General features: G+C 73.3%; 23 protein-coding genes. 10 read left to right on the plus strand and 13 right to left on the minus strand.

Annotated elements, in window-relative coordinates; translation table 11 throughout:
- Positions 1-40: 40 nt before the first annotated feature.
- Complete coding sequence (locus FB454_RS06070) at positions 41-424, plus strand: WhiB family transcriptional regulator (protein WP_013288543.1); 384 nt, start codon at positions 41-43, stop codon at positions 422-424.
- Between the two features lie 171 nt (positions 425-595).
- Here FB454_RS06070 and FB454_RS06075 read toward each other — a convergent pair whose 3' ends face one another.
- The 3 genes from FB454_RS06075 to groES form a co-directional block, all read right to left on the minus strand.
- Entirely contained in the window at positions 596-2,305 is a 1,710-nt protein-coding gene (locus tag FB454_RS06075; RefSeq protein WP_486485396.1) for a sulfite oxidase, read from the minus strand.
- Between the two features lie 60 nt (positions 2,306-2,365).
- A complete protein-coding gene (groL, locus tag FB454_RS06080; protein ID WP_013288545.1) occupies positions 2,366-4,009 on the minus strand; it encodes a chaperonin GroEL in 1,644 nt (547 codons plus the stop codon).
- Between the two features lie 70 nt (positions 4,010-4,079).
- Positions 4,080-4,394, minus strand: coding sequence for a co-chaperone GroES (groES, locus tag FB454_RS06085; protein ID WP_018222648.1), 315 nt, complete (start codon positions 4,392-4,394; stop codon positions 4,080-4,082).
- Between the two features lie 254 nt (positions 4,395-4,648).
- Here groES and FB454_RS06090 point away from each other — a divergent pair, with 254 nt between their 5' ends.
- From FB454_RS06090 to FB454_RS06120, 7 genes are all read left to right on the plus strand, one after another.
- Positions 4,649-5,881 carry a THUMP-like domain-containing protein gene (locus FB454_RS06090; protein ID WP_145822622.1) on the plus strand — a complete coding sequence of 411 codons (1,233 nt, stop codon included), beginning with the start codon at positions 4,649-4,651 and terminating at the stop codon, positions 5,879-5,881.
- A 55-nt stretch (positions 5,882-5,936) separates the two neighbouring features.
- Positions 5,937-6,416: a Cys-tRNA(Pro) deacylase gene (ybaK, locus tag FB454_RS06095; protein WP_013288547.1), complete on the plus strand. Its 480-nt coding sequence runs from the start codon at positions 5,937-5,939 to the stop codon at positions 6,414-6,416.
- 203 nt (positions 6,417-6,619) lie between these two features.
- Positions 6,620-7,723 carry a sugar ABC transporter substrate-binding protein gene (locus FB454_RS06100; RefSeq protein ID WP_013288548.1) on the plus strand — a complete coding sequence of 368 codons (1,104 nt, stop codon included), beginning with the start codon at positions 6,620-6,622 and terminating at the stop codon, positions 7,721-7,723.
- A gap of 103 nt (positions 7,724-7,826) precedes the next feature.
- Positions 7,827-8,639: an ATP-binding cassette domain-containing protein gene (locus FB454_RS06105; RefSeq protein ID WP_013288549.1), complete on the plus strand. Its 813-nt coding sequence runs from the start codon at positions 7,827-7,829 to the stop codon at positions 8,637-8,639.
- Entirely contained in the window at positions 8,636-9,895 is a 1,260-nt protein-coding gene (locus tag FB454_RS06110; protein WP_013473652.1) for a sugar ABC transporter permease, read from the plus strand. Before FB454_RS06105 ends, FB454_RS06110 begins: the two co-directional genes overlap by 4 nt.
- Before the next feature lie 31 nt (positions 9,896-9,926).
- Positions 9,927-11,102 (plus strand): ROK family protein, encoded by a 1,176-nt coding sequence (locus tag FB454_RS06115; RefSeq protein ID WP_030269402.1) that lies wholly within the window; start codon positions 9,927-9,929, stop codon positions 11,100-11,102.
- Positions 11,103-11,200: 98 nt separating this feature from the next.
- A complete protein-coding gene (locus tag FB454_RS06120) occupies positions 11,201-11,938 on the plus strand; it encodes a DUF4142 domain-containing protein (RefSeq protein WP_013288552.1) in 738 nt (245 codons plus the stop codon).
- 53 nt (positions 11,939-11,991) lie between these two features.
- On the opposite strand, the gene FB454_RS06125 is transcribed toward FB454_RS06120, so the two are convergent.
- The 6 genes from FB454_RS06125 to tsaB form a co-directional block, all read right to left on the minus strand.
- Complete coding sequence (locus tag FB454_RS06125; protein ID WP_013473653.1) at positions 11,992-13,761, minus strand: ABC transporter ATP-binding protein; 1,770 nt, start codon at positions 13,759-13,761, stop codon at positions 11,992-11,994.
- Positions 13,758-15,464 carry an ABC transporter ATP-binding protein gene (locus FB454_RS06130; protein ID WP_047890895.1) on the minus strand — a complete coding sequence of 569 codons (1,707 nt, stop codon included), beginning with the start codon at positions 15,462-15,464 and terminating at the stop codon, positions 13,758-13,760. The genes FB454_RS06125 and FB454_RS06130 overlap by 4 nt, the downstream gene beginning before the upstream one ends.
- A gap of 70 nt (positions 15,465-15,534) precedes the next feature.
- Complete coding sequence (locus FB454_RS06135; RefSeq protein WP_013288555.1) at positions 15,535-15,789, minus strand: hypothetical protein; 255 nt, start codon at positions 15,787-15,789, stop codon at positions 15,535-15,537.
- A 17-nt stretch (positions 15,790-15,806) separates the two neighbouring features.
- On the minus strand, positions 15,807-16,853 hold the full coding sequence (tsaD, locus tag FB454_RS06140; protein ID WP_145822623.1) for a tRNA (adenosine(37)-N6)-threonylcarbamoyltransferase complex transferase subunit TsaD: 1,047 nt from the start codon (positions 16,851-16,853) through the stop codon (positions 15,807-15,809).
- A 5-nt stretch (positions 16,854-16,858) separates the two neighbouring features.
- On the minus strand, positions 16,859-17,302 hold the full coding sequence (gene rimI, locus FB454_RS06145; protein ID WP_013288557.1) for a ribosomal protein S18-alanine N-acetyltransferase: 444 nt from the start codon (positions 17,300-17,302) through the stop codon (positions 16,859-16,861).
- A complete protein-coding gene (gene tsaB / locus FB454_RS06150; protein ID WP_145822624.1) occupies positions 17,299-17,976 on the minus strand; it encodes a tRNA (adenosine(37)-N6)-threonylcarbamoyltransferase complex dimerization subunit type 1 TsaB in 678 nt (225 codons plus the stop codon). Before tsaB ends, rimI begins: the two co-directional genes overlap by 4 nt.
- 189 nt (positions 17,977-18,165) lie before the next feature.
- On the opposite strand from tsaB, the gene FB454_RS06155 reads away from it, so the two are divergent.
- Positions 18,166-18,891, plus strand: a complete 726-nt coding sequence (locus tag FB454_RS06155) for a helix-turn-helix domain-containing protein (RefSeq protein ID WP_013288559.1) — start codon at positions 18,166-18,168, stop codon at positions 18,889-18,891.
- On the opposite strand, the gene ung is transcribed toward FB454_RS06155, so the two are convergent.
- The gene (ung, locus tag FB454_RS06160; protein ID WP_013288560.1) at positions 18,880-19,578 is read right to left on the minus strand and encodes a uracil-DNA glycosylase; all 699 of its coding nucleotides are present in this window, start codon (positions 19,576-19,578) and stop codon (positions 18,880-18,882) included. The genes FB454_RS06155 and ung overlap by 12 nt on opposite strands.
- Before the next feature lie 181 nt (positions 19,579-19,759).
- Here ung and FB454_RS06165 point away from each other — a divergent pair, with 181 nt between their 5' ends.
- Positions 19,760-21,142: a lipase family protein gene (locus FB454_RS06165; RefSeq protein WP_145822625.1), complete on the plus strand. Its 1,383-nt coding sequence runs from the start codon at positions 19,760-19,762 to the stop codon at positions 21,140-21,142.
- Here FB454_RS06165 and tsaE read toward each other — a convergent pair.
- From tsaE to alr, 3 genes are read right to left on the minus strand one after another with little or no spacing between them, the layout of a single operon-like run.
- Positions 21,139-21,621 carry a tRNA (adenosine(37)-N6)-threonylcarbamoyltransferase complex ATPase subunit type 1 TsaE gene (gene tsaE / locus FB454_RS06170; protein ID WP_145822626.1) on the minus strand — a complete coding sequence of 161 codons (483 nt, stop codon included), beginning with the start codon at positions 21,619-21,621 and terminating at the stop codon, positions 21,139-21,141. The genes FB454_RS06165 and tsaE overlap by 4 nt on opposite strands.
- A complete protein-coding gene (locus FB454_RS06175; protein ID WP_013473659.1) occupies positions 21,618-22,703 on the minus strand; it encodes an alpha/beta fold hydrolase in 1,086 nt (361 codons plus the stop codon). The genes tsaE and FB454_RS06175 overlap by 4 nt, the downstream gene beginning before the upstream one ends.
- Positions 22,700-23,818: an alanine racemase gene (gene alr, locus FB454_RS06180; RefSeq protein WP_030269390.1), complete on the minus strand. Its 1,119-nt coding sequence runs from the start codon at positions 23,816-23,818 to the stop codon at positions 22,700-22,702. Before alr ends, FB454_RS06175 begins: the two co-directional genes overlap by 4 nt.
- Position 23,819: the final 1 nt, after the last annotated feature.

Genomic DNA, 23,819 nt, shown 5'->3' on the forward strand with positions numbered 1-23,819 from the left:
CGAACATTCTCCGCGGTGCCGCGCGGGAGGAGGGGTGCTGATGTCGAACGTACGTAGGCTGCCTGGACCGATCGACGAGCTCTGGGACTGGCAGCGGCTCGGAGCCTGCCGTGGCCGCGACAGCGCGCAGTTCTTCCACCCGGACGGCGAGCGCGGCTCCTCCCGGCTGCGCCGCGAGATGGGTGCCAAGTCGGTCTGCCGCGCCTGCCCGGTACGCGCCGAGTGCGCCGCCCACGCGCTCTCCGTACGCGAGCCGTACGGCGTCTGGGGCGGGTTCAGCGAGTCCGAGCGGCTGCGGCTGCTCGCCCTCGGCTGGGAGGACCTGGCCGACCGCCGGCAGACCAAGGTGGACATCGCCCGGCTGGAGGCGCGCCTCGGCCGGCCGCACAACACCGCCGTGCCGGACCAGCGCAAGGTCGCCTGACCGGCTTCACGACCCCCGACGCCGCGCCCCGGACCCCGGGGCGCGGCGTCGTGTCGTCCCGCCCCGGCCCCCCGCGTGATCAACACCAGCTCGGCGAAATGGCCATATCGCGGAGCCTCTGATGCCACCACTTCGGGGAACTGGTGTTGATCTTTCGGGGTGGGGCGGTCGTCAGGTGACCGTGACCCGCACTGTGTGCCAGCCGGTCGCGCCGTCCGGGGCGACCGGGGCGCGCTGTTCCGTCTGGGTCTCACCGGTCGTGTCGGTCGCCCGCACCTGGAGCGCGTGCTCGCCCGGCGTCGCGTCCCACCGCCAGGACCACTGCACCCAGGTGTCCGCCGACACCGCCGGGGCCGGCGTCGCCTCCTGCCAGGGGCCGCCGTCGACGCGTACCTCGACGCGACGGATGCCGCGGTGCTGCGCCCACGCCACACCGGCCACGATCACCGGGCCGGCGGCCGGGCGGCTGCGGGGCCGGGGCGTGTCGATCCGGGACTGCGTCTTGATCGGGCCCTGCACGGACCAGCCGCGCGGCACCCAGTACGCGTCGAAGTCGGCGAAGCTGGTCAGCTCCAGCTCGGTGAGCCACTTGCAGGCCGACACGTACCCGTAGAGGCCCGGCACCACCATCCGCACCGGGAAGCCGTGCTGGATCGGCAGCGGCTCGCCGTTCATGCCGACCGCGAGCAGCGCGTCCCGCCCGTCGCGCAGCACCGAGGTGGGCGTGCCGCAGGTCCACCCGTCGACCGCGCGGCCCACCACCTGGTCCGCGCCCTCCTCCGGGCCGGCCTCGTCGAGCAGTTCCTTGATCGGTACGCCGAGCCAGCGCGCGTTGCCGATCAGGTCGCCGCCCACCTCGTTGGAGACGCAGGCGAGCGTCACGTACCGCTCGACCATCGGGCGGGCCAGCAGGTCGTCGAAGCTCAGCTCGATCGGGTTGCGCACCCGCCCGTGGATCCGCAGCCGCCAGGTGGCCGGGTCCACCTGCGGCACCACCAGCGCCGTGTCGATCCGGTAGAACTCCCGGTTCGGCGTCACGTACGGCGCGAGCCGGGGCAGTGACAGGTCGGCTCCGGCCGGCACCTGCGGGGCGGGCGCGGCCGGGGCGGGCAGCGTCACCGCCTCCCGGGCCGCCGACACGCCGCGCCGCCCGGCCAGCCAGTGCCCGCCCAGCCCGGCCACCGCCGCAGCGCCGGTGAGCAGCCCGGCGCCGCGCAGGAACCGCCGCCGCGACTCCGCGTCATCGTCGTGCCGTACCGGCTCCCAGCCGCCCGGGGTCTTCTCCTCCCCCGCGAGCGCGGCGACCGCCGGAGGCGGCGCCGACGGCGGCCGGTCCGCCGCGTCGGCCCGGTCGCGCCCGGCCTGCTCCCGGCGTGCCGGGCCGGCGCCCAGCGGTCCGGCCACGAACGCCCAGAGCGTCAGCGCGCCGAGTCCGCCGCCGGCCAGGGAGGGCAGCGCGTCGAACGCGTCAGCGCCGGCCCGGGTCAGCGCGGCGGCGACGCCGAGCACGGCGAACGCGGCGACGCCGGCCAGGCCGATCACCAGCCGCCGGGCCGCCGCCAGGCCGAGCAGCGCCCCGAAGGCGGCCAGCAGCAGCGCCGTCCCGACCAGCAGGGCGATCTTGTCGTACGTACCGAAGACGTCGATGGCGAACTGCTTGACCGGCTCGGGTACGAGGTCGACGACGAGTCCGCCGACGGCGACGAGCGGCGCGGACCGGGGACCGGTCAGGACCGCCACGGGCTCGGCGGTGCCGAGTGCCACCACGGCGGCGACGACACCGGCCAGTGCCGCGCGGCGGCGGGAGAGGGTGCTCACGGCGTCCAGTCTGGTCGACCCGCCGGCCCGGCTGCCAATGTCGTCAGCGTTCCGTAAGGGCATACGCGTCAGGGCACACCACCGGGTCGGCGGTGTGCCCTGACGTCGGGCCGTGCGGTCGGGTCAGAAGCCCGGGCCGTGCTGGTGGCCGTGACCGTGCGAGTGGCCGTGGCCACCGGCGGCCGGCTCCGGCTCGGCCGGCTTCTCCACCACGAGGCTCTCGGTGGTGAGCAGCAGGCCGGCGATCGAGGCGGCGTTGCTGACCGCGTTGCGGGTCACCTTCACCGGGTCGATGATGCCGGACTTGGCCAGGTCGACGTACTCGCCGGTGGCGGCGTCGAGGCCGTGACCCCAGTCCTGGGCGACGACCTTCTGCACCACCACGTAGCCGTCGTGGCCGGCGTTCTGGGCGATCCAGCGCAGCGGCTCGACGAGCGCCTTGCGCACGATCGAGACGCCGACCTTCTCGTCACCGGTGAAGCCCAGGTCGTCGTCGAGCGCCGGCAGGATCTGGGCCAGGGCGGCACCGCCACCCGGGACCGTGCCCTCCTCGACCGCGGCCTTGGTCGCGGCGATGGCGTCCTCGATGCGGTGCTTGCGCTCCTTCATCTCGACCTCGGTGGCCGCGCCGACCTTGATCACGGCGATGCCGCCGGAGAGCTTCGCCAGCCGCTCGGCCAGCTTCTCTCGGTCCCACTCGGAGTCGGAGGCCTCGATCTCCTTGCGGATCTGCGCGACCCGGTCGGCGACCTCGGAGGCCTGCCCGCCACCGTCGACGACTGTGGTGTTCTCCTTGTCGACCACGACGCGACGGGCGGTGCCGAGCACCTCCAGGCCGACCTGGTCGAGCTTGTAGCCCAGCTCCGGGGCGACCAGCTCGGCGCCGGTCAGGATCGCCATGTCCTGGAGCATCGCCTTGCGGCGGTCGCCGAAGCCGGGGGCCTTGACGGCGCAGACCTTGACGGTCTTGCGCAGCGCGTTGACCACGAGCGTGGACAGGGCCTGGCCCTCGACGTCCTCAGCGACGATGAGCAGCGGCTTGTTGTTCTGGAGAACCTTCTCCAGCAGCGGCAGCAGCTCCTCGATCGCCGAGATCTTCTGGGTGGTGATCAGGATGTACGGGTCCTCCAGGACCGCCTCCTGCGCCTCCAGGTCGGTGACGAAGTTCGGCGAGATGAAGCCCTTGTCGAACTGGAGACCCTCGGTCACCTCCAGCTCGGTGGTGAGCGCGGAGCCCTCCTCGACGGTGATGACGCCGTCGCGGCCGACCTTCTCCATCGCCTCGGCGATCAGGTCGCCGATGGCGGCGTCCTGCGCGGAGACGGTCGCGACGTGCGCGATCGACTCCTTGCCGGCGACCTCGACGGCCTTGCCGAGCAGCGCCTCGGAGACCTTGGCGGCCGCCGCGTCGATGCCCCGCTTCAGGCCGGTCGGGTTGGTGCCGGCGGCCACGTTGCGCAGGCCCTCGCGGACCATGGCCTGGGCCAGCACGGTGGCGGTGGTGGTCCCGTCGCCGGCGACGTCGTTGGTCTTGGTCGCCACCTCCTTGACCAGCTGCGCGCCGAGGTTCTCGTACGGGTTGGTGAGCTCGATCTCCTTGGCGATGGTCACGCCGTCGTTGGTGATCGTGGGCGCACCGAACTTCTTGTCCAGGACGACGTTGCGCCCGCGCGGGCCGAGGGTGACCTTCACCGCGTCCGCGAGGGCGTTGACACCGTGCTCGAGCAGGTGCCGGGCGTCGTCCGAGAAGCTGAGGATCTTCGCCATCAGTATCCCTTCGAAGCGACGTTGCCCCGGCCCGGCGAGCCGGACCGGGGCAACGACACTGATCGGTTGCTTACTTCTCGATGACCGCGAGGACGTCGCGGGCGGAGAGCACCAGGTACTCCTCGCCGGCGTACTTGACCTCGGTGCCGCCGTACTTCGAGTAGAGGACGGTGTCGCCGACCTTCACGTCGATCGGCACGCGGTTGCCCTTGTCGTCGATCCGGCCCGGGCCGACAGCGAGGACGGTGCCCTCCTGCGGCTTCTCCTTGGCGGTGTCGGGGATCACGATGCCCGAGGCGGTGGTGGTCTCGGCCTCGTTCGCCTGGACCACGATGCGGTCCTCGAGCGGCTTGATCGCAACCTTGGTCGCGGTAGTCACGGGCATACCCTCCCGGGTACTTGGTGTCGTTGCCGGCCGGCATGCCGACCAGCGTCAATCTGCCACATGCCACCGGGCGGGGCCGTCGTCGCGGGTGCCGGTCCGCCTGGCGCTCAACCCCCGGGCACGAGGCTCGGGCGTTGGCACCCTCAGGGTGAGAGTGCTAATCGCAGGTTATTCCTCGGCTAGCACTCCGTCAAGGAGAGTGCCAACGCGTCGCCCTCCGTGTCGCGCCGGAACCGGGCCGGGAGAATGAGCGCGTGGATCTCGACCAGCTCGCCGCGCTGCGTACCCCCGAGGGGTCGGCCGCGCTCGCCGCGGCCGAACGGGTGGCCGGCGGCGACCCGCTGGCGGCGGCTGCCGCGCTGCGTTCGGCCGGAATCCCCGGCGGGCTCGCGGCGGCCGCACTCACCCAGGCCGAGCTGCGCCGCCGGGCGGCCGGCAAGTTCGGCGCGGCGGCGGCCGGGATGTTCCTCACCCGGGCCGGGCTGGAGCAGGCCACCCGCCGCGCGGTCGCCGACCGGCGCGCCGCGCGGCTGCGGGCCGCGGGTGTGACCACGCTGGCCGACCTGGGGTGCGGGCTGGGGGCCGACGCGCTCGCCGCGGCTCGCGCCGGCATCCGGGTGTACGCGGTGGAGGCCGACCCGGTGACCGCCGCGATGGCCGCCGCGAACGCCGAGGCGGCCGGGCTGACCGACCTGGTGACCGTCGAACGCGGTGACGCCACGGCGTTCGACGCGACAGGGGTCGACGCCGTGTTCTGCGATCCGGCGCGGCGGCGGGCCGGCACCGGGCGGCGTGTGTTCGACCCGAACGCCTACTCGCCGCCGTGGGACTTCGTCACCGGCCTGGCCGCGCGCGTGCCGCGCACAGTGGTGAAGGTGGCGCCCGGGCTGGACCACGCGCTGATCCCGGCCGGCGCCGAGGCGGAGTGGGTGAGCGTGGACGGCGACCTGGTCGAGGCCGCGCTCTGGTGCGGCGAGCTGGCCGAGGTCCCACGCCGCGCCACCCTGCTGCGCGAGAAGGAAGGGCCCCTTCTTAACGCCTCCGGTAGTAAAAGGGGCCCTTCCTATCACCTCACCGGGACCGGTGCGCAGGAGGCGCCGGTGGGACCGGTGCGGCGGTTCCTCTACGACCCGGATCCGGCCGTGGTGCGCGCGCACCTGGTCGCCGAGCTGGCCGCCGACCTCGACGCCACGCTCGCCGACCCGTCGATCGCCTACCTGTACGCCGACGAGGCCCGGCCCACGCCGTTCGCCCGCTGCCTGGAGATCACCGACGTGCTGCCGTTCTCGCTGAAGCGGCTGCGCGCCCTGCTGCGGGAGCGGCGCGTCGGCCGGGTCGAGATCCGCAAGCGCGGCTCGGCGCTGGAGCCGGAGAAGCTGCGCCGCGACCTGCGGCTGTCCGGTGACGAGGCGGCCGGTCTGGCGCTGACCCGGGTGGCCGGCGACCCCACTGTGCTCGTCTGCCGGCCGGTTCCGCCCGGCGGTTGACCCCGGCTCACGTTTCCGGCTCGCGGTGTCGCGGCGCGCGGGTTAGCTTGAGCCCGTGGCGGGCCCTGGCACTCCGGCGATCGCGTTGCTGAGCAAGCGGAAGATCGCCCACAGCACCCACACCTACGACGTCTCGCCGGACGCGCCGAACTACGGCGCGCTCGTGGCGACCGCGCTCGGCGTGGCGCCGGAGCGCGTGTTCAAGTCGCTCGTCACCGAGGTCGACGGCGGGCTGACGGTGGCGGTGGTGCCGGTGACCGGCGAGCTGGACCTGAAGGCGCTCGCCGCCGCGGCCGGCGGCAAGCGGGCGACGATGGCGGAGCGCACGACGGCCGAGCGGGCGACCGGATACGTCCGCGGCGGCATCAGCCCGCTCGGGCAGCGCAAGCGGCTACCGACTGTCATCGACGCCTCCGCGCTGACGCACCCGACGGTGTACGTCTCGGCGGGTCGCCGGGGGTTGCAGGTGCAGCTCGCGCCGACGGATCTGGTGGCGCTCACCGGGGCGACGACGGCGTCGATCGCCACTGCCTGAGCGGCTCGTGACGGTACGTGTGGGAGCGTTTCCGGAACGCGCTCTCCCGGCGGTGTCCCGCGGGTGACAACCGCGTTGCTGAATTGTTACCGCCGCCAACAAACTTCCGACCTCGGCAGTCTTGCGGCGCATGGGAAGCGGGGAATACGTTGCCGGGCACAACAAAACATCACCACTCCCCCACCTCCGAAAGGACCCTGCACATGCGCAAGGGCTTCCTCACCTTCGCGGCCGTCGGTCTTCTCGCGACCGGCAGCATGGCCGCCTGCGGTGACAACGGCGGTTCTTCCGACGAGGCCGGCGGCTCCAACGCCAAGAAGCCGAAGATCGGCGTGATCCTGCCGGACAGCAAGTCCTCCGCCCGCTGGGAGGGCGCGGACCGCAAGTACCTCAAGGCGGCGTTCGACGCGGCCGGCGTCGAGTCCGACATCCAGAACGCGCAGAACGACAAGACCGCGTTCCAGACCATCGCCGACCAGATGATCACCAACGGCGTCAACGTCCTGATGATCGTCAACCTGGACTCCGGCACCGGCAAGGCCGTGCTCGACAAGGCCAAGTCGCAGGGCGTCGCGACCATCGACTACGACCGGCTGACCCTGGGCGGCTCCGCCCAGTACTACGTCAGCTTCGACAACGAGGCGGTCGGCAAGCTCCAGGGCGAGGGCCTGAGCAAGTGCCTGACCGACAAGGGCGTCAAGAACCCGTCGATCGCGTACCTCAACGGCTCGCCGACCGACAACAACGCCACCCTGTTCAAGAACGGGTACGACTCGGTGCTCAAGCCGAAGTTCGACTCGAAGGAGTACACCAAGGTCGCCGACGACTCGGTGCCGGCCTGGGACAACGCGCAGGCCGCCACGATCTTCGAGCAGCAGCTGACCAAGGCCGGCGGCAAGATCGACGGCGTGCTCGCCGCCAACGACGGTCTCGGCAACGCGGCCATCTCGGTGCTGAAGAAGAACAAGCTCAACGGCAAGGTTCCGGTGACCGGTCAGGACGCCACCAAGGAGGGCCTGCAGAACATCCTCGCCGGTGACCAGTGCATGACTGTCTACAAGGCGGTCAAGAAGGAGGCGGACGCCGCCGCCGAGCTGGCCATCGCGCTCGCCAAGGGTGAGCGGAAGGACACCGGCCAGACGGTCAAGGACCCGGAGGGCGGCCGGGACGTGCCGTCGGTGCTGCTGGAGCCCAAGGCCATCTACAAGGACAACGTCAAGGACGTGGTGGCCGACGGATACGTCACCAAGGAAGAGCTCTGCACCGATGCCTTCGCGAAGCTCTGCACCGACGCCGGCGTGAGCTGACCCACCCGCCTCAGGCGGCGCCGCCCGGCACGGGGTTTCCCGTGCCGGGCGGCGCCCGCGCCGGACGGGATCCGAGACCTCCCTCCGCCCAAAGGAGAACCCCGTGTCCGCAACCCCCCTGCTGGAGCTACGCGGGATCGACAAGAGCTTCGGTCCCGTCCAGGTGCTGCGTGACGTCGCCTTCGCCGCGCACGCCGGCGAGGTGACCGCGCTGGTCGGCGACAACGGCGCCGGCAAGTCGACCCTGGTCAAGTGCATCAGCGGCATCCACCCCACCGACGCCGGCGAGTTCGTCTTCGACGGCCGCCCGGTGACCATCAACAGCCCTCGGGACGCCGCCGCGCTCGGGATCGAGGTCGTCTACCAGGACCTCGCGCTCTGCGACAACCTCGACATCGTGCAGAACATGTTCCTCGGCCGGGAGAAGCGCAGCGGCATCGTGCTCGACGAGCCGACCATGGAGCAGATGGCCGCCGAGACGCTCGCCGGCCTGAGCGTGCGCACCGTGAAGTCGCTGCGCCAGCACGTGGCCAGCCTCTCCGGCGGCCAGCGGCAGACCGTGGCCATCGCCAAGGCCGTGCTCTGGAACAGCCGGCTCGTCATCCTGGACGAGCCGACCGCCGCACTCGGCGTCGCGCAGACCGCCCAGGTGCTGGAGCTGGTCCGCCGGCTGGCCGACAACGGCCTGGCCGTGGTGCTCATCTCGCACAACATGAACGACGTCTTCGCCGTCTCCGACCGGATCGCCGCGCTCTACCTCGGCCAGATGGTCGCCCAGGTGAAGACCACCGACATCACCCACTCGCAGGTGGTCGAGCTGATCACCGCCGGCCGCTCCGGCAGCCTCGGCCTCACCGGCGAGCCGGGCGGCAACGGCGCCGCGCCCGCCGACACCACTCCAGGAGCCGTCCGATGACCGCCATCGTCGTGAAGAAGGAAGGCCCGGCCGGCGTCACCCCGACACCGACCGTCGGCAGCCACGTGAACAACTACTGGCGCCGGGTACGCGGCGGCGACATCGGTGCGCTCCCCGCCGTGGTCATGCTCGTGGCGCTGGCGGTGGGCTTCTCGATCGCCCGCCCGTCGTTCTTCACCGCCGGCAACCTGGCGAACCTGTTCACCCAGGGCGCGGCGGTCACGCTCATCGCGATGGGTCTGGTCTTCGTCCTGCTGCTCGGCGAGATCGACCTCTCCGCCGGCTTCGCCAGCGGCGTCTGCGCCGCGATCCTGGCCAACGTGGTGACAGTGCTCGGCTACCCCTGGTACGTGGCGGTGCTCTCCGCCGTCGTCACCGGTGTGGTGATCGGCACCGTGCTGGGCCTGCTGGTCGCCAAGGTCGGCATCCCCTCCTTCGTGGTCACGCTCGCCGGGTTCCTGGCCTTTCAGGGCGTGGTGCTGACGCTCATGGACGAGGGCGCCAACATCGCGGTCCGGGACGACGTGCTCGTCGCGATCGCCAACCGCAACCTCTCCCCCGTGCTGGGCTGGTCGCTCGCAGCCGTCGCCGTCGCCGGGTACGCGGCCGTGCAGTTGCTGCGGCACCGCAACCGTGCCGCCCGCGGCCTGCTCACCGATCCGATCGCGGTGGTCGCCGCGCGGATCGCCGGTCTGGCCGTGATCCTCGGCGTGGCGGTCTACGTGCTCAACCTGGAGCGCAGCCGCAACGTGCTCGTCGTCTCGCTCAAGGGCGTGCCGATCGTGGTGCCGATCATCGCGATCCTGCTCGTCGTCTGGACGTTCGTGCTCCAGCGCACCAGCTACGGGCGGCACATCTACGCGGTCGGCGGCAACGCCGAGGCGGCCCGCCGGGCCGGCATCAACGTCGACCGGATCCGCATCTCCGTGTTCATCATCTGCTCCTCGATGGCCGCGATCGGCGGCATCGTGGCCGCCAGCCGGGCCAACTCGGTCGACCCCAACACCGGGGGCAGTAACGTACTGCTCTACGCCGTGGGCGCGGCGGTGATCGGCGGCACCAGCCTCTTCGGCGGCAAGGGCCGGGTCCTCGACGCCGTGCTCGGTGGCGCAGTGGTGGCGGTCATCGACAACGGTATGGGACTGATGGGATACAGCTCGGGCGTCAAGTTCGTGGTCACCGGCGTGGTGCTGCTCGCCGCGGCGACCATCGACGCGCTGTCGCGTCGGCGGGCCGCCGCCACCGGCACGCGCTGACCCGGGGTACGGGAACACCATGGCAGTGGCAATGCGCGCGGGCCCCAGTCAGGACGAGATCCGTCGGCAGAACCTGGGCGCATTGCTCCGCTATGTACACGTCCACGGCGCCACCACGCGGGCCGAGCTGACCACAGCGCTCGGCCTCAACCGCAGCACCATCGGCGCGCTGACCGCGGACCTGGCCGGCGCCGGTCTGGTCAGCGAGGGGACGCCGAAGGAGACCGGCCGGGCCGGACGACCGTCACTCGTCGTCCGGCCCGAGTCGGGGCGGGTCTACGCGTACGCGTACAGCGTCGAGGTGGACCGGCTGCGGGCCGCGCGGGTCGGGCTCGGCGGTGAGGTGCTCGACCGCCGGGAGATGGACCGGCCGCGCAACCTGGTCGCCGGGGAGGCCGCCCCGCTGCTCGCCGGCGCGGTCAAGGAGATGCACCAGTCGGTGCCGCCGGACGCGATCTGCGTCGGCGCCGGGGTGGCCGTGTGCGGCATGGTCCGCCGGGAGGACGGGCTGGTCCGGCTCAGCCCCACCACCGGCTGGGTGGACGAGCCGATCGGTGCGGCGCTCGCCGTCGAGCTGGGGATAGACGTACCGATCACGGTGGGCAACGTGGCCGACGTGGCCGCGTACGCCGAGCACGCCCGCGGCGCGGCGGTCGGCTGCGACAACGTCATCTACATCTACGGCGACGTCGGCGTGGGCGCGGGCATCATCGCCGGGGGCCGGCGGCTGAGAGGGCACGGCGGCTACGGCGGCGAGGTCGGCCACATGGTGGTGGTCCGCGACGGGGTGCGCTGCGACTGCGGCCGGCGCGGCTGCTGGGAGACCGAGATCGGCGAGCACGGGCTGCTGCGCGCCGCCGGCCGGTCCGAGGCGCGTGGCCGGGACGCCCTGCTCGCCGTCTTCGACGCCGCCGACCGCGGCGACGCCCGCGCCCAGACCGCGGTACGGCAGGCCGGCGACTGGCTCGGTTTCGGCGTCGCGAACCTGGTGAACATCTTCAACCCGGAGATGGTCATCTTCGGCGGCACCATGCGTGACCTCTACCTGGCCTCCGCGGCGCAGGTACGCAGCCGGCTCAACTCCAACGGGCTGCCCGCGTGCCTGGAGCACGTACGGCTGCGTACCCCGAAGCTCGGTGGCGACGCGGCGCTGATCGGCGCCGCCGAGCTGGCGTTCGAACGACTCCTCGCCGACCCGCTGAACTGATCGGCCCGCCGATCCGTACCAGTGTGCGGACGGGCGGCCGGCTTGCGCGGCCGTCCACGACCCCGCGTACCGGTCCGGACCGAGGAGGCACCGCAACCATGGCATCGCTGGAATCCGCACGCCGCAAGCTGGCGCACCGGGTGGTACTGCTGCTCGCCGCGCTGGGCGCGGGGATCGGCGTCATTCCCGGGACGGCACAGGCCGCACCCAACCCCGGCGTGCAGATGAACGCCGCCGACATGACGCTGCTCAACGGCGTACGGCTGGCCGGGCTGTGGGAGATGCCGGCCGGGCAGATGGCGGCCGAGAAGGGCCAGTCCGCCCGGGTACGCGAGGTCGGCGCGGAGATCGCCAAGCAGCACGCGGAGCTGGACCTGCTGGTGGTCGAGGCCGCGAACAAGCTGGGCGCCACCCTGCCGACGGATCCGACGGCCGAGCAGAAGGGGTGGCTGACCGAGATGCAGAACGCCACCGGCGCCCGGTTCGACCAGATCTTCGTCACCCGGCTGCGGGTCGCCCACGGCAAGATCTTCCCGGTGATCGGCGCGGTCCGGGCCAGCACCCGTGACCCGATCGTGCGCAAGCTGGCCGAGGACGCCAACACGTTCGTCAACGACCACATGACCATGCTGGAGAGCACCGGGCTGGTGCGCTGGCAGCAGTTGCCGCCGGCCGCGCTGCCGCCCGCGCAGAGCGACTCGCTCGTCGCCGCCGCCCAGGCCAACGTGGGCAGCGGCGGTGGACTCCAGGTGGGCACCGGTGTGGTGTGGGCGGTGTTCCTGATCGCGCTCGGCACCGGCGGGTACGCGACCTGGCGGCTGACCCGCCGCACGTGACCCCCGGCCGTCGAGCGGGCCCCGGCACGTGTGCCGGGGCCCGTCGCGCGTTCTCAGCCGTGCCAGGAGCGCCACAGCGCGGCGTACGAGCCACCGGCCGCGACCAGTTCGTCGTGTGATCCCAGCTCGGTGATCCGCCCGTCGGCGACCACCGCCACGCGGTCCGCGTCGTGCGCGGAGAAGAGCCGGTGCGCGATGGCGACGACGGTACGGCCGTGCAGCACCGCCGCCAGCGACCGTTCCAGTGCCCGGGCCGCCCGCGGGTCGATCAGCGAGGTGGCCTCGTCCAGCACCAGCGTGTGCGGGTCGGCGAGCACCAGCCGGGCCAGCGCGAGCTGCTGCGCCTGCGCGGGGGTGAGCGGGTGGCCACCCGCCCCGACCGCCGTGTCGAGCCCGTCCGGCAGGGCCAGCGCCCAGTCCAGCGCGTCGACCGCGGCCAGCGCCGCGCGTACCCGAGCCGGGTCGGCGTCCGGCCGGACCATCGCCACGTTGTCGGCGAGCGTCCCGATGAACACGTGGTGCTCCTGACTGACGAGCGCGACATGGGTACGCAGCTCGGCCAGGGGCATTCCGGCGAGCGGCCGGCCGTCCACTGTCACAGTGCCGGCGCTCGGCGCGTGCACGCCCGCCAGCAGCCGGCCCAGCGTCGACTTGCCCGCCCCGGACGGGCCGACCATCGCGAGCCGCTCCCCCGGCCGGGGTTCCAGCGTCACGCCGTGCAGCACGTCGTGACCCGGGCGGTACGCGTACCGGACGTCGTGCGCGGCGAGCCGGCCCGCGCCGCCCGCACTGCCCGCAGCGGCGGCGCGCTCGTCCGGCGTGGCGAATGCCTTGGCGCGCTCGTCCGGCTCGGCGGCCACCCCGAGCAGCCGGGCCAGCGAGGCGCCGCCGACCTGGAACTCGTCCAGCCAGCCGAGCAGCCGCTCGATCGGGTCGGTGAGCTGCTGGGCGTAGAGCGTGGCGGCGGTGACCTGGCCGAGGCTGGCCCAGCCCTTCAGGTGGAACCAGCCGCCGATGAGCAGGGTCGCCACCATCGGCACCAGGTAGCCGAACTCGGCCACCGGCCAGAACACTGTCCGCAGGTAGAGCGTGTAGCGCTCGGCCGCGTACGACCGGCTGATGTCCGCGTCGCCGCGGGCCCGGCGACGGGCCGCCTGCCGCAGCGCCTCGGTGGTCCGCGCCCCCTCGACCGTCTCGCTGATCCCGTCGGTGATGTCCGAGTAGGCGGCGTTCTCCCGCAGGTAGCCCTGCGGCGCGCGGCGCAGGTACCAGCGGGTGCCGGCCCACAGCACCGGCACCGCCAGCAGGCTGGGCAGCGCCAGCAGCGGGCCGGTCAGCACCAGCGCGCCCAGGATCAGCAGCACGGTCAGCGCGGCGATGAGCGTCTCCGGCCCGGCGAACCGGACCGTGCGGGACAGCGCGGCGACGTCCCGCGAGGTGCGGGTGAGCAGATCGCCGGTGCCGGCCCGCTCCACAGTGGCGAGCGGCAGCGCGAGGACCCGGTCGACGAACTCCTCCCGCAGCTCGGCGAGCACCCGCTCACCGAGCCGGGCCGAGGCGAGGTGCGCGAAACGGACCAGCACCGCCTGCACCACCACGAACGCGGCGATGGCCGCCACGACCCGGTCCACAGTCGTCGCGGCGATGCCCTGGGAGATTCCCTCCACCAGGTCACCGAGCAGGCGCGGGGCGACGAGCCCGGCGCCGGCGGCGAGCGCGTGCAGGCCGAGCGCGACGGCCAGGCCACGCGGGTGACGGCGGATCAGCTCGCGCACGTACCGGCGGACCTGGGCGATGTCGGCGACGGGCAGCGCGTTGCTCATCGGTCCTCCTCCCGGCTCACCGTGGCGGCGTAGCGCGGCTCGCCGGCGAGCAGTTCCTCGTGCCGGCCCTCGGCGACGACCTTGCCGTCCTCGACGAAGACCACGTGGTCGGCGTGACCGAGCACCAGCGGGCTCGTGGTGCAGACGAGCGTGGTGCGGCCGCGGCGGGCCGGGCCGAGCCGTTCGGCGATGCGCGCCTCGGTGTGCGCGTCCACCGCGCTGGTCGGCTCGACCAGGATCAACGTCTCCGGGTCGGCGACGAGCGCGCGGGCCAGCCGCAGCCGTTGCCGCTGCCCGCCGGAGAACTCCCGGCCGCGTTCGGCGACCTCGCCGTCCAGGCCGCCGGGCAGCGCCTCGACGATGTCGGTGGCACTCGCCGCGGCCAGCGCCGCCGCCACGGCGCCGGGCTCGGCCCGGTCGTGCGGGTCCAGCTCCGTGCGCAGCACGCCGCTGAACAGCTGCGCGTCGTTGTCGGCCACCAGGATCCGCTCCCGCACCGTCGCCAGCGCCACGTCCCGCAGCGGTACGCCGTGCAGCGTGACGTCCCCGTCGGTGTACCGGCCGAGCCGGTCGGCGATCTCGGTGGCGTCCTGCGGGGTGGCGGCGGCCAGCGCGGTCAGCCGGCCCGGTCGCAGCACCAGTCCGGAACGTACGTCCGCCAGCTCGCCCGGCCCGGCCGGTACCGGCACCGGGGTGGCCGGGTCGGTGAACTCCGGCGCGAGCCGCAGCAACCGGACGACCCGGCGGGCCGCGACGTGTCCCCGGGTCAGCTTGTCGGCCGCCTCGGTGAGGTTGCGCAGCGGGCTGACCAGGAACGCGGTGTAGCCGTAGAACGAGACCAGCTCGCCGGCGCTGATCTCGCCGCGCAGCGCGAACCGGGCGCCCAGCCAGGTCACCAGCACCACGAAGACGCCGGGCAGCAGGATCTGCGCCGCCTGCAACAGCGACTCGACCCGCGCCACCCGCAGCCCGTCCGCGCGCAACGCCTGCGAGCGTTGCCGGTAGCGCTCGGACAGCACCGGCTCGCCGCCGACTCCGCGCAGTACGCGCAGGCCCGAGACGATGTCCGCGGCCCGGGCGGTGAGCCGGCCGGTCGAGTCCCGGTACGCGGCCTGCTGCCGGTGCAGCGGGCGGATCAGCAACGCCACGAGCGCCATCAGCAGCGGCACCCCGAGCACCACCACGAGGCCGAGCGGCTGGGAGGCGCTGAGCAGGATCACCGCCACGGTGACGATGCCGACCACCGAGCCGGCGCCCCGGGCGGTGATGTCGATGGCGCTGCCGATGTGCTCGATGTCGGCGGTGCCGATACTCACCACCTCGCCCGCCGCGACCCGCCGGGGCAGCGCCGCGCCGAGGCGGTTCGTGGCGTCCACCGTGACCTGCACGGTGCGGTAGGCGGCGCCGAGCCAGTTGTGCACCGCGCAGCGGTGGCGCAGGATTCCGGCGACGGCCTGCACCAGACCCAGCCCGAGCAGGGCCAGACTCCAGCGCACCAGCGCGTCCGGGTCGCGTTGGGCCAGGCCGGCTTCCACGGCGCGGCCGAGCACGGCCGGCACCAGCGCCTGGGCCAGCATCCAGATCACGCCGAGCGCGAGCCCGGCGCCGAAGATGACGGGATGTCGCCCGGCGAGCCACACCAGATATCGAGTGGCCGACCGCGCGTCGGGGGTGCCGGGATCGCCGGCCGGTGAGAAGCGCATGGCGCACCGACGCTAGGTGCCGGGGCGACCCGCGCGCCAACCAATTCCGGCGGCCGTGACGATCCTCGCGTCAGCGGTCGACCTGCGTGAAGTCCCAGCTGTGCGGCGGGCGGGCGATCAGGCGCGCCGGCGGCTCGGGCAGCTCCCGAGGGCTGTTCCGCCACTTGGAGACGACCACCAGCCGGTGGTCGGTGGAGGAGAACACCTCGCTGGAGACGTGCATCGGGTCGTGCTCGAACTCGGGCAGCGCGGTCTCGCAGACCCAGGTGATCAAATCGGCGAAGCCGTACGGCTCGGCCTTGGCCTCCCACATGCGGACGATCATGTCGGTCCCCTCCCCGCTCACACGCTGACCACTGTCAGCGGCATCGCCGAGTCGGCCGGCAGGTCCAGCCGGCTCGGCGCGACGCCCGCGGCGACCAGGTGGGAGCCGAGCGCGGCCACCATCGCGCCGTTGTCCGTGCAGAGCTTCGGCCGGGGCGTACGCACCCGGATGCCGTGCCTGCCGGCCCGGTGCTCGGCCATCGCCCGCAGCCGGGAGTTGGCCGCCACTCCGCCGCCGATCACCAGCGTGTCGATGCCGCTGCTGCGGCAGGCGTCGATCGCCTTGCCGACGAGCACGTCGCAGACCGCCTCCTGGAAGGATGCCGCCACGTCGGCGACCGGCACCGGCTCACCGGCCCGCTGCCGCGCCTCCACCCAGCGGGCGACAGCCGTCTTCAGGCCGGAGAAGGAGAAGTCGTACCGGTGTCCGACCAGGTCCTTCGCCGCGGTCAGCCCGCGCGGGAAGGCGATCGACGCCGGGTCACCGGCGCGCGCCTCGCGGTCGATGTACGGCCCGCCGGGGAACGGCAGCCCGAGCAGCCGGGCCACCTTGTCGAACGCCTCGCCGGCGGCGTCGTCGATGGTGGCGCCGAGCGGGACCACGTCGCGGGCCAGATCGTCGACGCGCAGCAGCGAGGAGTGCCCGCCGGAGACCAGCAGCGCGATCGCGGGCTCGGGCAGCGGGCCGTGTTCGAGCGTGTCCACCGCCACATGTGCGGCGAGGTGGTTCACGCCGTACACCGGCTTCTCCGCCGCGACCGCGTACCCCTTGGCGGCGGCGACCCCGACGAGCAGCGCGCCGGCCAGGCCCGGCCCGGAGGTCACGGCGATGGCGTCGATGTCGGCGATGGTGACGCCGGCTTCGCGCAGCGCCCGGTCCATGGTCGGCACGATGGCCTCCAGGTGGGCGCGGCTGGCCACCTCGGGCACCACGCCGCCGAACCGGGCGTGCTCCTCGACGCTGGAGGCGAGCGCGTCGGCGAGCAGCGTGTGCCCGCGCACGATGCCCACGCCGGTCTCGTCGCAGGAGGTCTCGATGCCGAGGATCAGGGGTTCGTCAGCCATGCGCGTCAGTCCTCGTTGCGCTGCATGACCAGCGCGTCGGTGTTGCTCGGTTGGTAGTAGCCGCGCCGCACGCCGATCGGCTCGAAGCCGTAGGTGGCGTAGAGCCGTTGCGCGGGCGCGTTGTCCGCGGCGACCTCCAGCAGCGTGCTGCGGGCGCCGCGCCGGGCCGCCTCGGCGAGCAGCGCCTCCAGCAGCAGCCGGCCGATCCCCCGGCGGTGGGCGTCCCGGCGGACCGCGACGTTCTGCACCCACGCCTCGTCGGGCGGGGACACGGCCAGCCCGGCGTAGCCGAGGACGGCGCCGTCGTCGTCGGTGGCGACCAGGTAGAAGTGCCCGTTGGCGAGTTCGTTCCAGAACATCGCCGCCGACCACTGCTCGGCGCCGAAGAGGTCTGCCTCGATGGGCAGCACCTCGTCGATGTGCCACCAGCGGAACCGGCCCAGCCTCATGGCAGGACCGGCTTGTGGCCGGTGGCCGCGACCGCGTCCGGGCGGCGCAGGTAGAGCGGGGTGAGCGTCTCGCCGGGCGCGCCCGCGCGGATCCGCGGCGCGGCGAGACGGGCCAGCGCCAGCGGGTCCGGGTAGCGCGGCTCGTCGCGTACCGGCAGCCTCAGCACGTCCGCGTACCGGTGCGCGCCGTCGCCGACCGCGACGGTGACCGCCAGGTCGCGCGCCCGCTCGGCGACCACCGCCGGGGCGGCCACCTCCGGCCCGGCCAGGCGCCGGCCGGCGCCGTCGTAGACGGCCCAGTAGATCTCCCGGCGCCGCGCGTCGCTCGCCGCCAGCACCGGCTCGCCGGCGGCCGCCGGGTGGCCGAGCCCGTCCAGCGAGCAGACGCCGTACGTGGGTACGCCGAGCACCTGACCCATGGTGGCGGCGGTGACCAGCCCGACGCGCAGCCCGGTGAACGGGCCCGGGCCGAGGCCGGCGACGATCGCGGCCAGGTCGGCGGGCCGTGCACCGACGTCCGCCAGCACGGCGTCGACCTGCGGCGCGAGCAGTTCGCCGTGGGCGCGGGCGTCGACGGTGCACCGGGACGCGCGGACCGCGACGCCGTCCGCCGAGACCTCGGCAAGGGCCGCGGTCACCGCGGGCGTCGAGGAGTCCACCACGAGTACCAGCACGGTAAGCCAGCCTAGCCGTCCGCTCCGTCCGCTCCGTCCGCCCCGTCCGCCCCCGGCACGCCCTCGCCGCTCGCCCGGTCACGATGCGTAGCGCCCGGATCAAAGAGAAGAGGTGAGAGCCTTATGCCTCTGGGTCATAAATATGACTCAGAGGCATAAGGCTAAGAAGAGGACTGCCATTCTCCGGAGATGACGGAGAGTCGCCTCGTTCGAGAAATCGCCCGGACCTTGCGGCGTGAACGCGAACAGGCAGGGCTCACCCAGCAGGCTCTGGCCGCCCGGTCCGGGCTCAGTCAGGCCGCCATCGCCCGGATCGAACGCGGCGACCGGCTGCCGAGCCTGACCGCCGCGGAACGCCTGCTCGCCGCGCTCGGCCGGCAACTGCGGATCGAGGTCGAGCCGCTGGACAGCCACCTGGACGCCGCGCTGGACGAGATGGCCGGGACGGTGCTTGCCGAGCGGATCGAAGTCCTCCGGCTGGACCGGATCATGGATGCCCTGGGCGACCTGCCGTACGTGCTGTCGGGCGGCACGGCGGCGCTGCTGCAGGGCGCGCCGCTGCCGGTGGACGCGGTCGAGATTGCGGTGCGCTGGCGGGACTCGCCGCAGTTCAGCGCGCTCCTCGATCGGATCTACGCGCAGCGCTGGGACGCTCGATGGCAGGTGTGGGGCGGCATCCACACGGAGCCCGAAGAGCCGGGCGAGCACCGCTGGCTGACCCGCTACGGCGAGCTGCGGGCCCGGATGTGCGAGGAACTGCCCGAGCCCATCGAGGTCCGCCTCGGTGAACGTACGTACCCGGTCGAGCCGCTGGTCGAGGTGGAGGTGACCGACCGGCGCACGGCCGAGCTGCTGTCCCGGTACCGCCGGCGCCTCGCCGCGGCGGGCGAGGCGCCGGGCGGGTCAGCCGGCTGAGCGCTCCCAGTCGACGGTGGGCAGCCCCGCGTCGGCCAGCGCCTTGTTCGCGGCGCTGAACGGGCGGCTGCCGAGAAAGCCGCGCGGGTTCATCGGGCTCGGGTGCCCGGCCTCCAGCACCACGTGCTGCGGGTTGGTCACCAGCGCCGCCTTCTTGCGCGCGTAGCCGCCCCAGAGCAGGAAGACCACGCGCTGGTCGAGCGCGTCGAGCGCCCGGATGGTGGCGTCGGTGAACTCCTCCCAGCCCTTGTTGGCGTGCGAGCCGGGCGTGGCCTGCCGGACCGTCAGCACCGAGTTGAGCAGCAGGACGCCCTGCGCGGCCCAGCCGTCGAGGTTGCCGCTGCGCGGCTTCGGCACGCCCAGGTCCTCGCCCAGCTCCTTGAAGACGTTGCGCAGCGACGGCGGCACCGCCACCCCCTCGCGCACGCTGAAGCTCAGCCCGTGCGCCTGGCCCGCCTTGTGGTACGGGTCCTGCCCGAGGATCAGCACCCGGGTGTCGGCCGGCCCGCACAGCCGGTAGGCGGAGAAGAGGTCCTCCAGCGGCGGGAAGACAGTGGCGGTCGCGTACTCCCGGGCGACGAACTCGGCCAGCGCCGCGGTGCGGGCCGGGTCCAGGTGGGGGGTGAGCACGGCACGCCAGGCCTCCGGCAGCAGCGCCGGCAGGTCCAGGGTGGGGGCGTCGGGCATCGGCAACCTCTCCTCGTCGGTCGCCATCTTCTTACCAGCCGCGACCGACACTCCCGGGCGGCGGCAGGGCCGGGTACTGGACGAGAAAAGTTACCGGAGCGTAACCTACTGGCAAGTTACTTACGCCACACCGCCACTGCTAGCTTGCATCCACCACCATCGATGCTCGCTAGGAGTGCCCGTGAGCAGGAGAAACACCCGTCCCCGCACGCCCTCCGCCGCCCCCTCCCCCCGCCGCACGACCGGCCTCCGGATGCTGGCCGTCGCCGCGGCGGCAGCCACCTACCTGGCCGGATCCGGCGCAGCCGCAGCCGCCGACGGCACCACGCCGGTGGTCTCCCGCGGCGTGACGATCCCCGCCTTCTACCACCCGCCCGCCGACCTGCCCGCCACCAACGGCACGCTGATCCGTACCGAGCCGCTGCCGCTCGGGCTCAGCATCCCCGGGCTCGACGGCCGCCCGATGCCCGGCACCGCCACCCGCCTGATGTACCGGTCCACCGACTCCAACGGCCGGGCCGTCGGCGTGACCGGCGCCTACATCGAACCGTCGGCGGCGTGGCGGGGCACCGGCCCGCGCCCGCTGGTCGCCGTCGCCTCCGGCACGATGGGGCAGGGCGACCAGTGCGCGCCCTCGTTCGCCCTGCAACACCCGCTCACCCTCACCGGCGACACCCTGTCCGTCGGCTACGAGGCCCTGGCGATCTACCGCCTCCTCGCCACCGGCGCCGCGGTCGTCGTCACCGACTACGTCGGGCTGGGCGCGACCGACCGGCTGCACACGTACGTCAACCGCCTCGACGAGGGACGTGCCCTGCTCGACGCGGCCCGCGCCGCCCGCACCGTGCCGGGCGCGTCGGTCACCGACCGGTCCCGCGTCGGTCTGTACGGCTACAGCCAGGGTGGCGGCGCCAGCGCCGCAGCCGCCGAACTCCAGCCCACCTACGCGCCCGACGTGCCGCTGGCCGGCACCTACGTCGGCGCGCCGCCGGCCGACCTGACCGCTGTCATCGGCGGCATCGACGGCAGCGCGCTGGCCGGGGCGCTGGGCTGGTCGCTCAACGGCTTCGCCCAGTCCGACCCGGCGGTGCGGGACGTCATCGAGGCGAACGTCAACGACGCCGGCCGGGCGGCGCTCACCGACACCTCGACCATGTGCGTCGGTGACGCCATCCTCCGGTACGCGTTCACCAAGAGCAGCAGGTGGATCACCGGCGGCCGGTCCCTCACCGCTGTCATCGCCGCCTCGCCCGAGGCAGCCGCCGTCCTCGACCGGCAGCGCATCGGCACGCTCAAGCCCGCCGGCCCGGTACGCGTGGCGACCGGCGTCCAGGACGACATCGTGCCCCACCGGCAGGCCCGTCAACTGGCGGTCGACTGGTGCCGCAAGGGCGCCAACGTGACCTACCAGGCCGTCAGCCTGCCCAACCTCGGTGACAAGCTCCTCACCAACCACCTGGCGCCGCTCATCACCGACCAGGGCGACGCGGTGGCCTGGCTGACCGACCGGCTCGCCGGGCGCACCGCCTACTCCAACTGCTGGACGATGCCCCTTCAGCCCTAGGACAGTTCGGCGACCCGGGCGGCCCAGTCGCCGCCGACCGGCTCCAGCGTGACCGCCCGGGTGTCGTCGTCGCGGCGGTCGATGCGTACCCGCAGGTGCGCGTCGACCAGCTGCTCGACCATCCCCTCGCCCCACTCCACCACGGTGACCGCCTCGTCCACCGAGGCGTCCAGGTCGAGGTCGTCGATCTCCGCGCGCGGGTCGGCGGCCTCACCCAGGCGGTACGCGTCGGCGTGCACGAGCGTCACCCGGCCGCCCCGCGCCGGGTCGGGCCGGTGCACCCGGGCGATGACGAAGGTGGGCGAGGTGATGTCCCCGCGTACGCCGAGGCCGGCGCCGATGCCCTGGGTCAGCGCGGTCTTGCCGGCGCCGAGCGGGCCGCTGAGCAGCAGCAGGTCACCGGTCCGCAGCACCCCGGCCAGCCGCCGCCCGAACTCGTGGGTGTCGTCGACCGTCTTCAGCTCCACGACCACTGTCATAGCGAGTCCAGGAACCTCTCCAGCGCCACGTTCACCTCGTCGGCGTGCTCCAGCATCACCACGTGCCCACTGTCGTTGATCTTCACGAACTCGGCGTGCGGCAGCCGCCGGACGATCTCCTCGGAGTGCGTCACCGGCGTGATCATGTCCTTGTCGCCCACGATCACCAGCACCGGCGTGCCGGCCAGCGCCGCAAGCGCCGGGAACCGGGAGTGGGTGGCGATCGTGCGCAGGTAGCGGGTGACCGTGTCGGCCGAGGTGCGCGAGTTCATCATCTCGACGTACGACACCAGGGCCGGGCTCGGCTTCGACGTGCCGAAGCCGTACTTGCGGGTGAGCAGCCAGGCCACGTTCGACGTCGACCGGCGCGCCCGGTCGATCACGGTCCCGCCGTACCGGGTGGCGTTGCTCATCATGTAGAGCACCGGCGAGCCGACGCGGCCGAGCAGCGCGGGCGCCACCAGCTTGGTCTCCGCCGCGAGGCCGCCCGAAGTGGCCATCAGCACGGTGCCGACCACGCGGTCACCGAACATCTCCGGGTACAGCTCGGCCAGCGCCATGATCGTCATGCCGCCCATCGAATGCCCGACCAGCACCAGCGGGCCGTCCGGGGCCACCTCGTCGAGCACCCGGCGCAGCGTGTGGCCCAGCGCGGTCAGGTCGTACTCGCCGCTCTCCAGCCGGCCGGAACGGCCGTGCCCCGGCTGGTCGTACGCGACCACCCGGTAGTCGCCGCGCTCGGCGAGCCGCTTGCGCTGGAAGTGGAACGTGCCCATGTCCAGGCAGAACCCGTGCACCAGCACCACAGTCGGGTGCCCTGCGACAGGGCGGGTCGGCTCGACCACCTCGACGTGGATGTCGGTGCCGTCCGGCATCTCCAGCCGGTACGCCTCGTCGTAACGCTGCTCACCGAAGACCTCGTCGGCGTACCGGTCGGTGGGGTCGTTCTTGAGCCGGCGGACCAGCACCCGCTCGCTGACCACGCCCGCCGCGAGCCCGGCGGCGGCAACGCCGACGGCGGCGCCGACCAGCCCGGCCACCTTGCCGGCGGCGGTACGCGGTCGCGGCAACCGGACACTCATGCGTGCTCGCCGTCGTAGACGCGGGGTACGCGCACACCGCCGAAGCGGGTCACGATCTCGTAGTTGATGGTGCCGACCGCCTCGGCCCAGTCGTCGGCGGTGGGCTCGCCGTCCGCGCCGCTGCCGAACAGCGTCGCCACGTCGCCGTCGGTCACCTCGTCGTCACCGCAGTCGACCACGAACTGGTCCATGCAGACCCGCCCGGAGATGGTCCGGCGCTTGCCGGCGAGCTGCACCGGGCCGGTGTTGGAGGCGTGCCGCGGCACCCCGTCGGCGTAGCCGAGCGGCACCACCGCGAGGTTGGCCTCCTGCTCGGTGAGGTAGGTGTGGCCGTAGGAGACGCCGGTGCCGGCCGCCACCCGTTTGGTGAGCATCACCCGGGCGCGGGCGGTCATGGCGGGACGCAGACCGAACTGCTCGCCCGCGACCGGCGACAGGCCGTAGACGGCGATGCCGGGCCGGACCAGGTCGAAGTGGGTGTCCGGCCGGGTCAGCGTGGCGGCCGAGTTGGCCAGGTGCCGGTAGCGCGGACGCAGACCGGCACGCGTCACCATCTCCAGCCCCTCCTGGAACACGGCGAGCTGGCGGTCGGTGGTGGGGTGACCGGGCGAGTCCGCGTACACGAAGTGGCTCCACACGCCGACCACCTCGACCAGACCGTCGGCCTGGGCCTTCGCGGCGGCCTCCAGCAGCGCCGGCCAGTCGGCGACCGTGGCGCCACCCCGGGCCAGCCCGGTATCGATCTTGAGGTGCAGCCGGGCCGGGCGGTCCGCCCGGCGGCTCGCCTGGATCATCTCGTCGAGCTGGGTGAGGCCGGCGCAGCCGAGGTCGACGCCGACGGTGATCCCGTCGTGCAGCGGCAGCCCGGGGCTGAGCAGCCAGGCCAGCACCGGCGCGGTGATGCCCTCCTCGCGCAGCCGCAGCGCCTCGTCCAGCGTGCAGACGCCGAGCTGGTCCGCCCCGGCGTCGAGCGCCGCGCGGGCGGCCGGCACCATGCCGTGGCCGTACCCGTCGCCCTTGACCACCGCCATCAGTTCGGCGCTGGTGCCGGCCTTGAGCCGGGTCACGTTCTCCCGGATCGCGTCCAGGTCGACGCGCACCTCCGACTGCCACATG

The organism is Micromonospora sp. CNZ297, assembly GCF_007827625.1.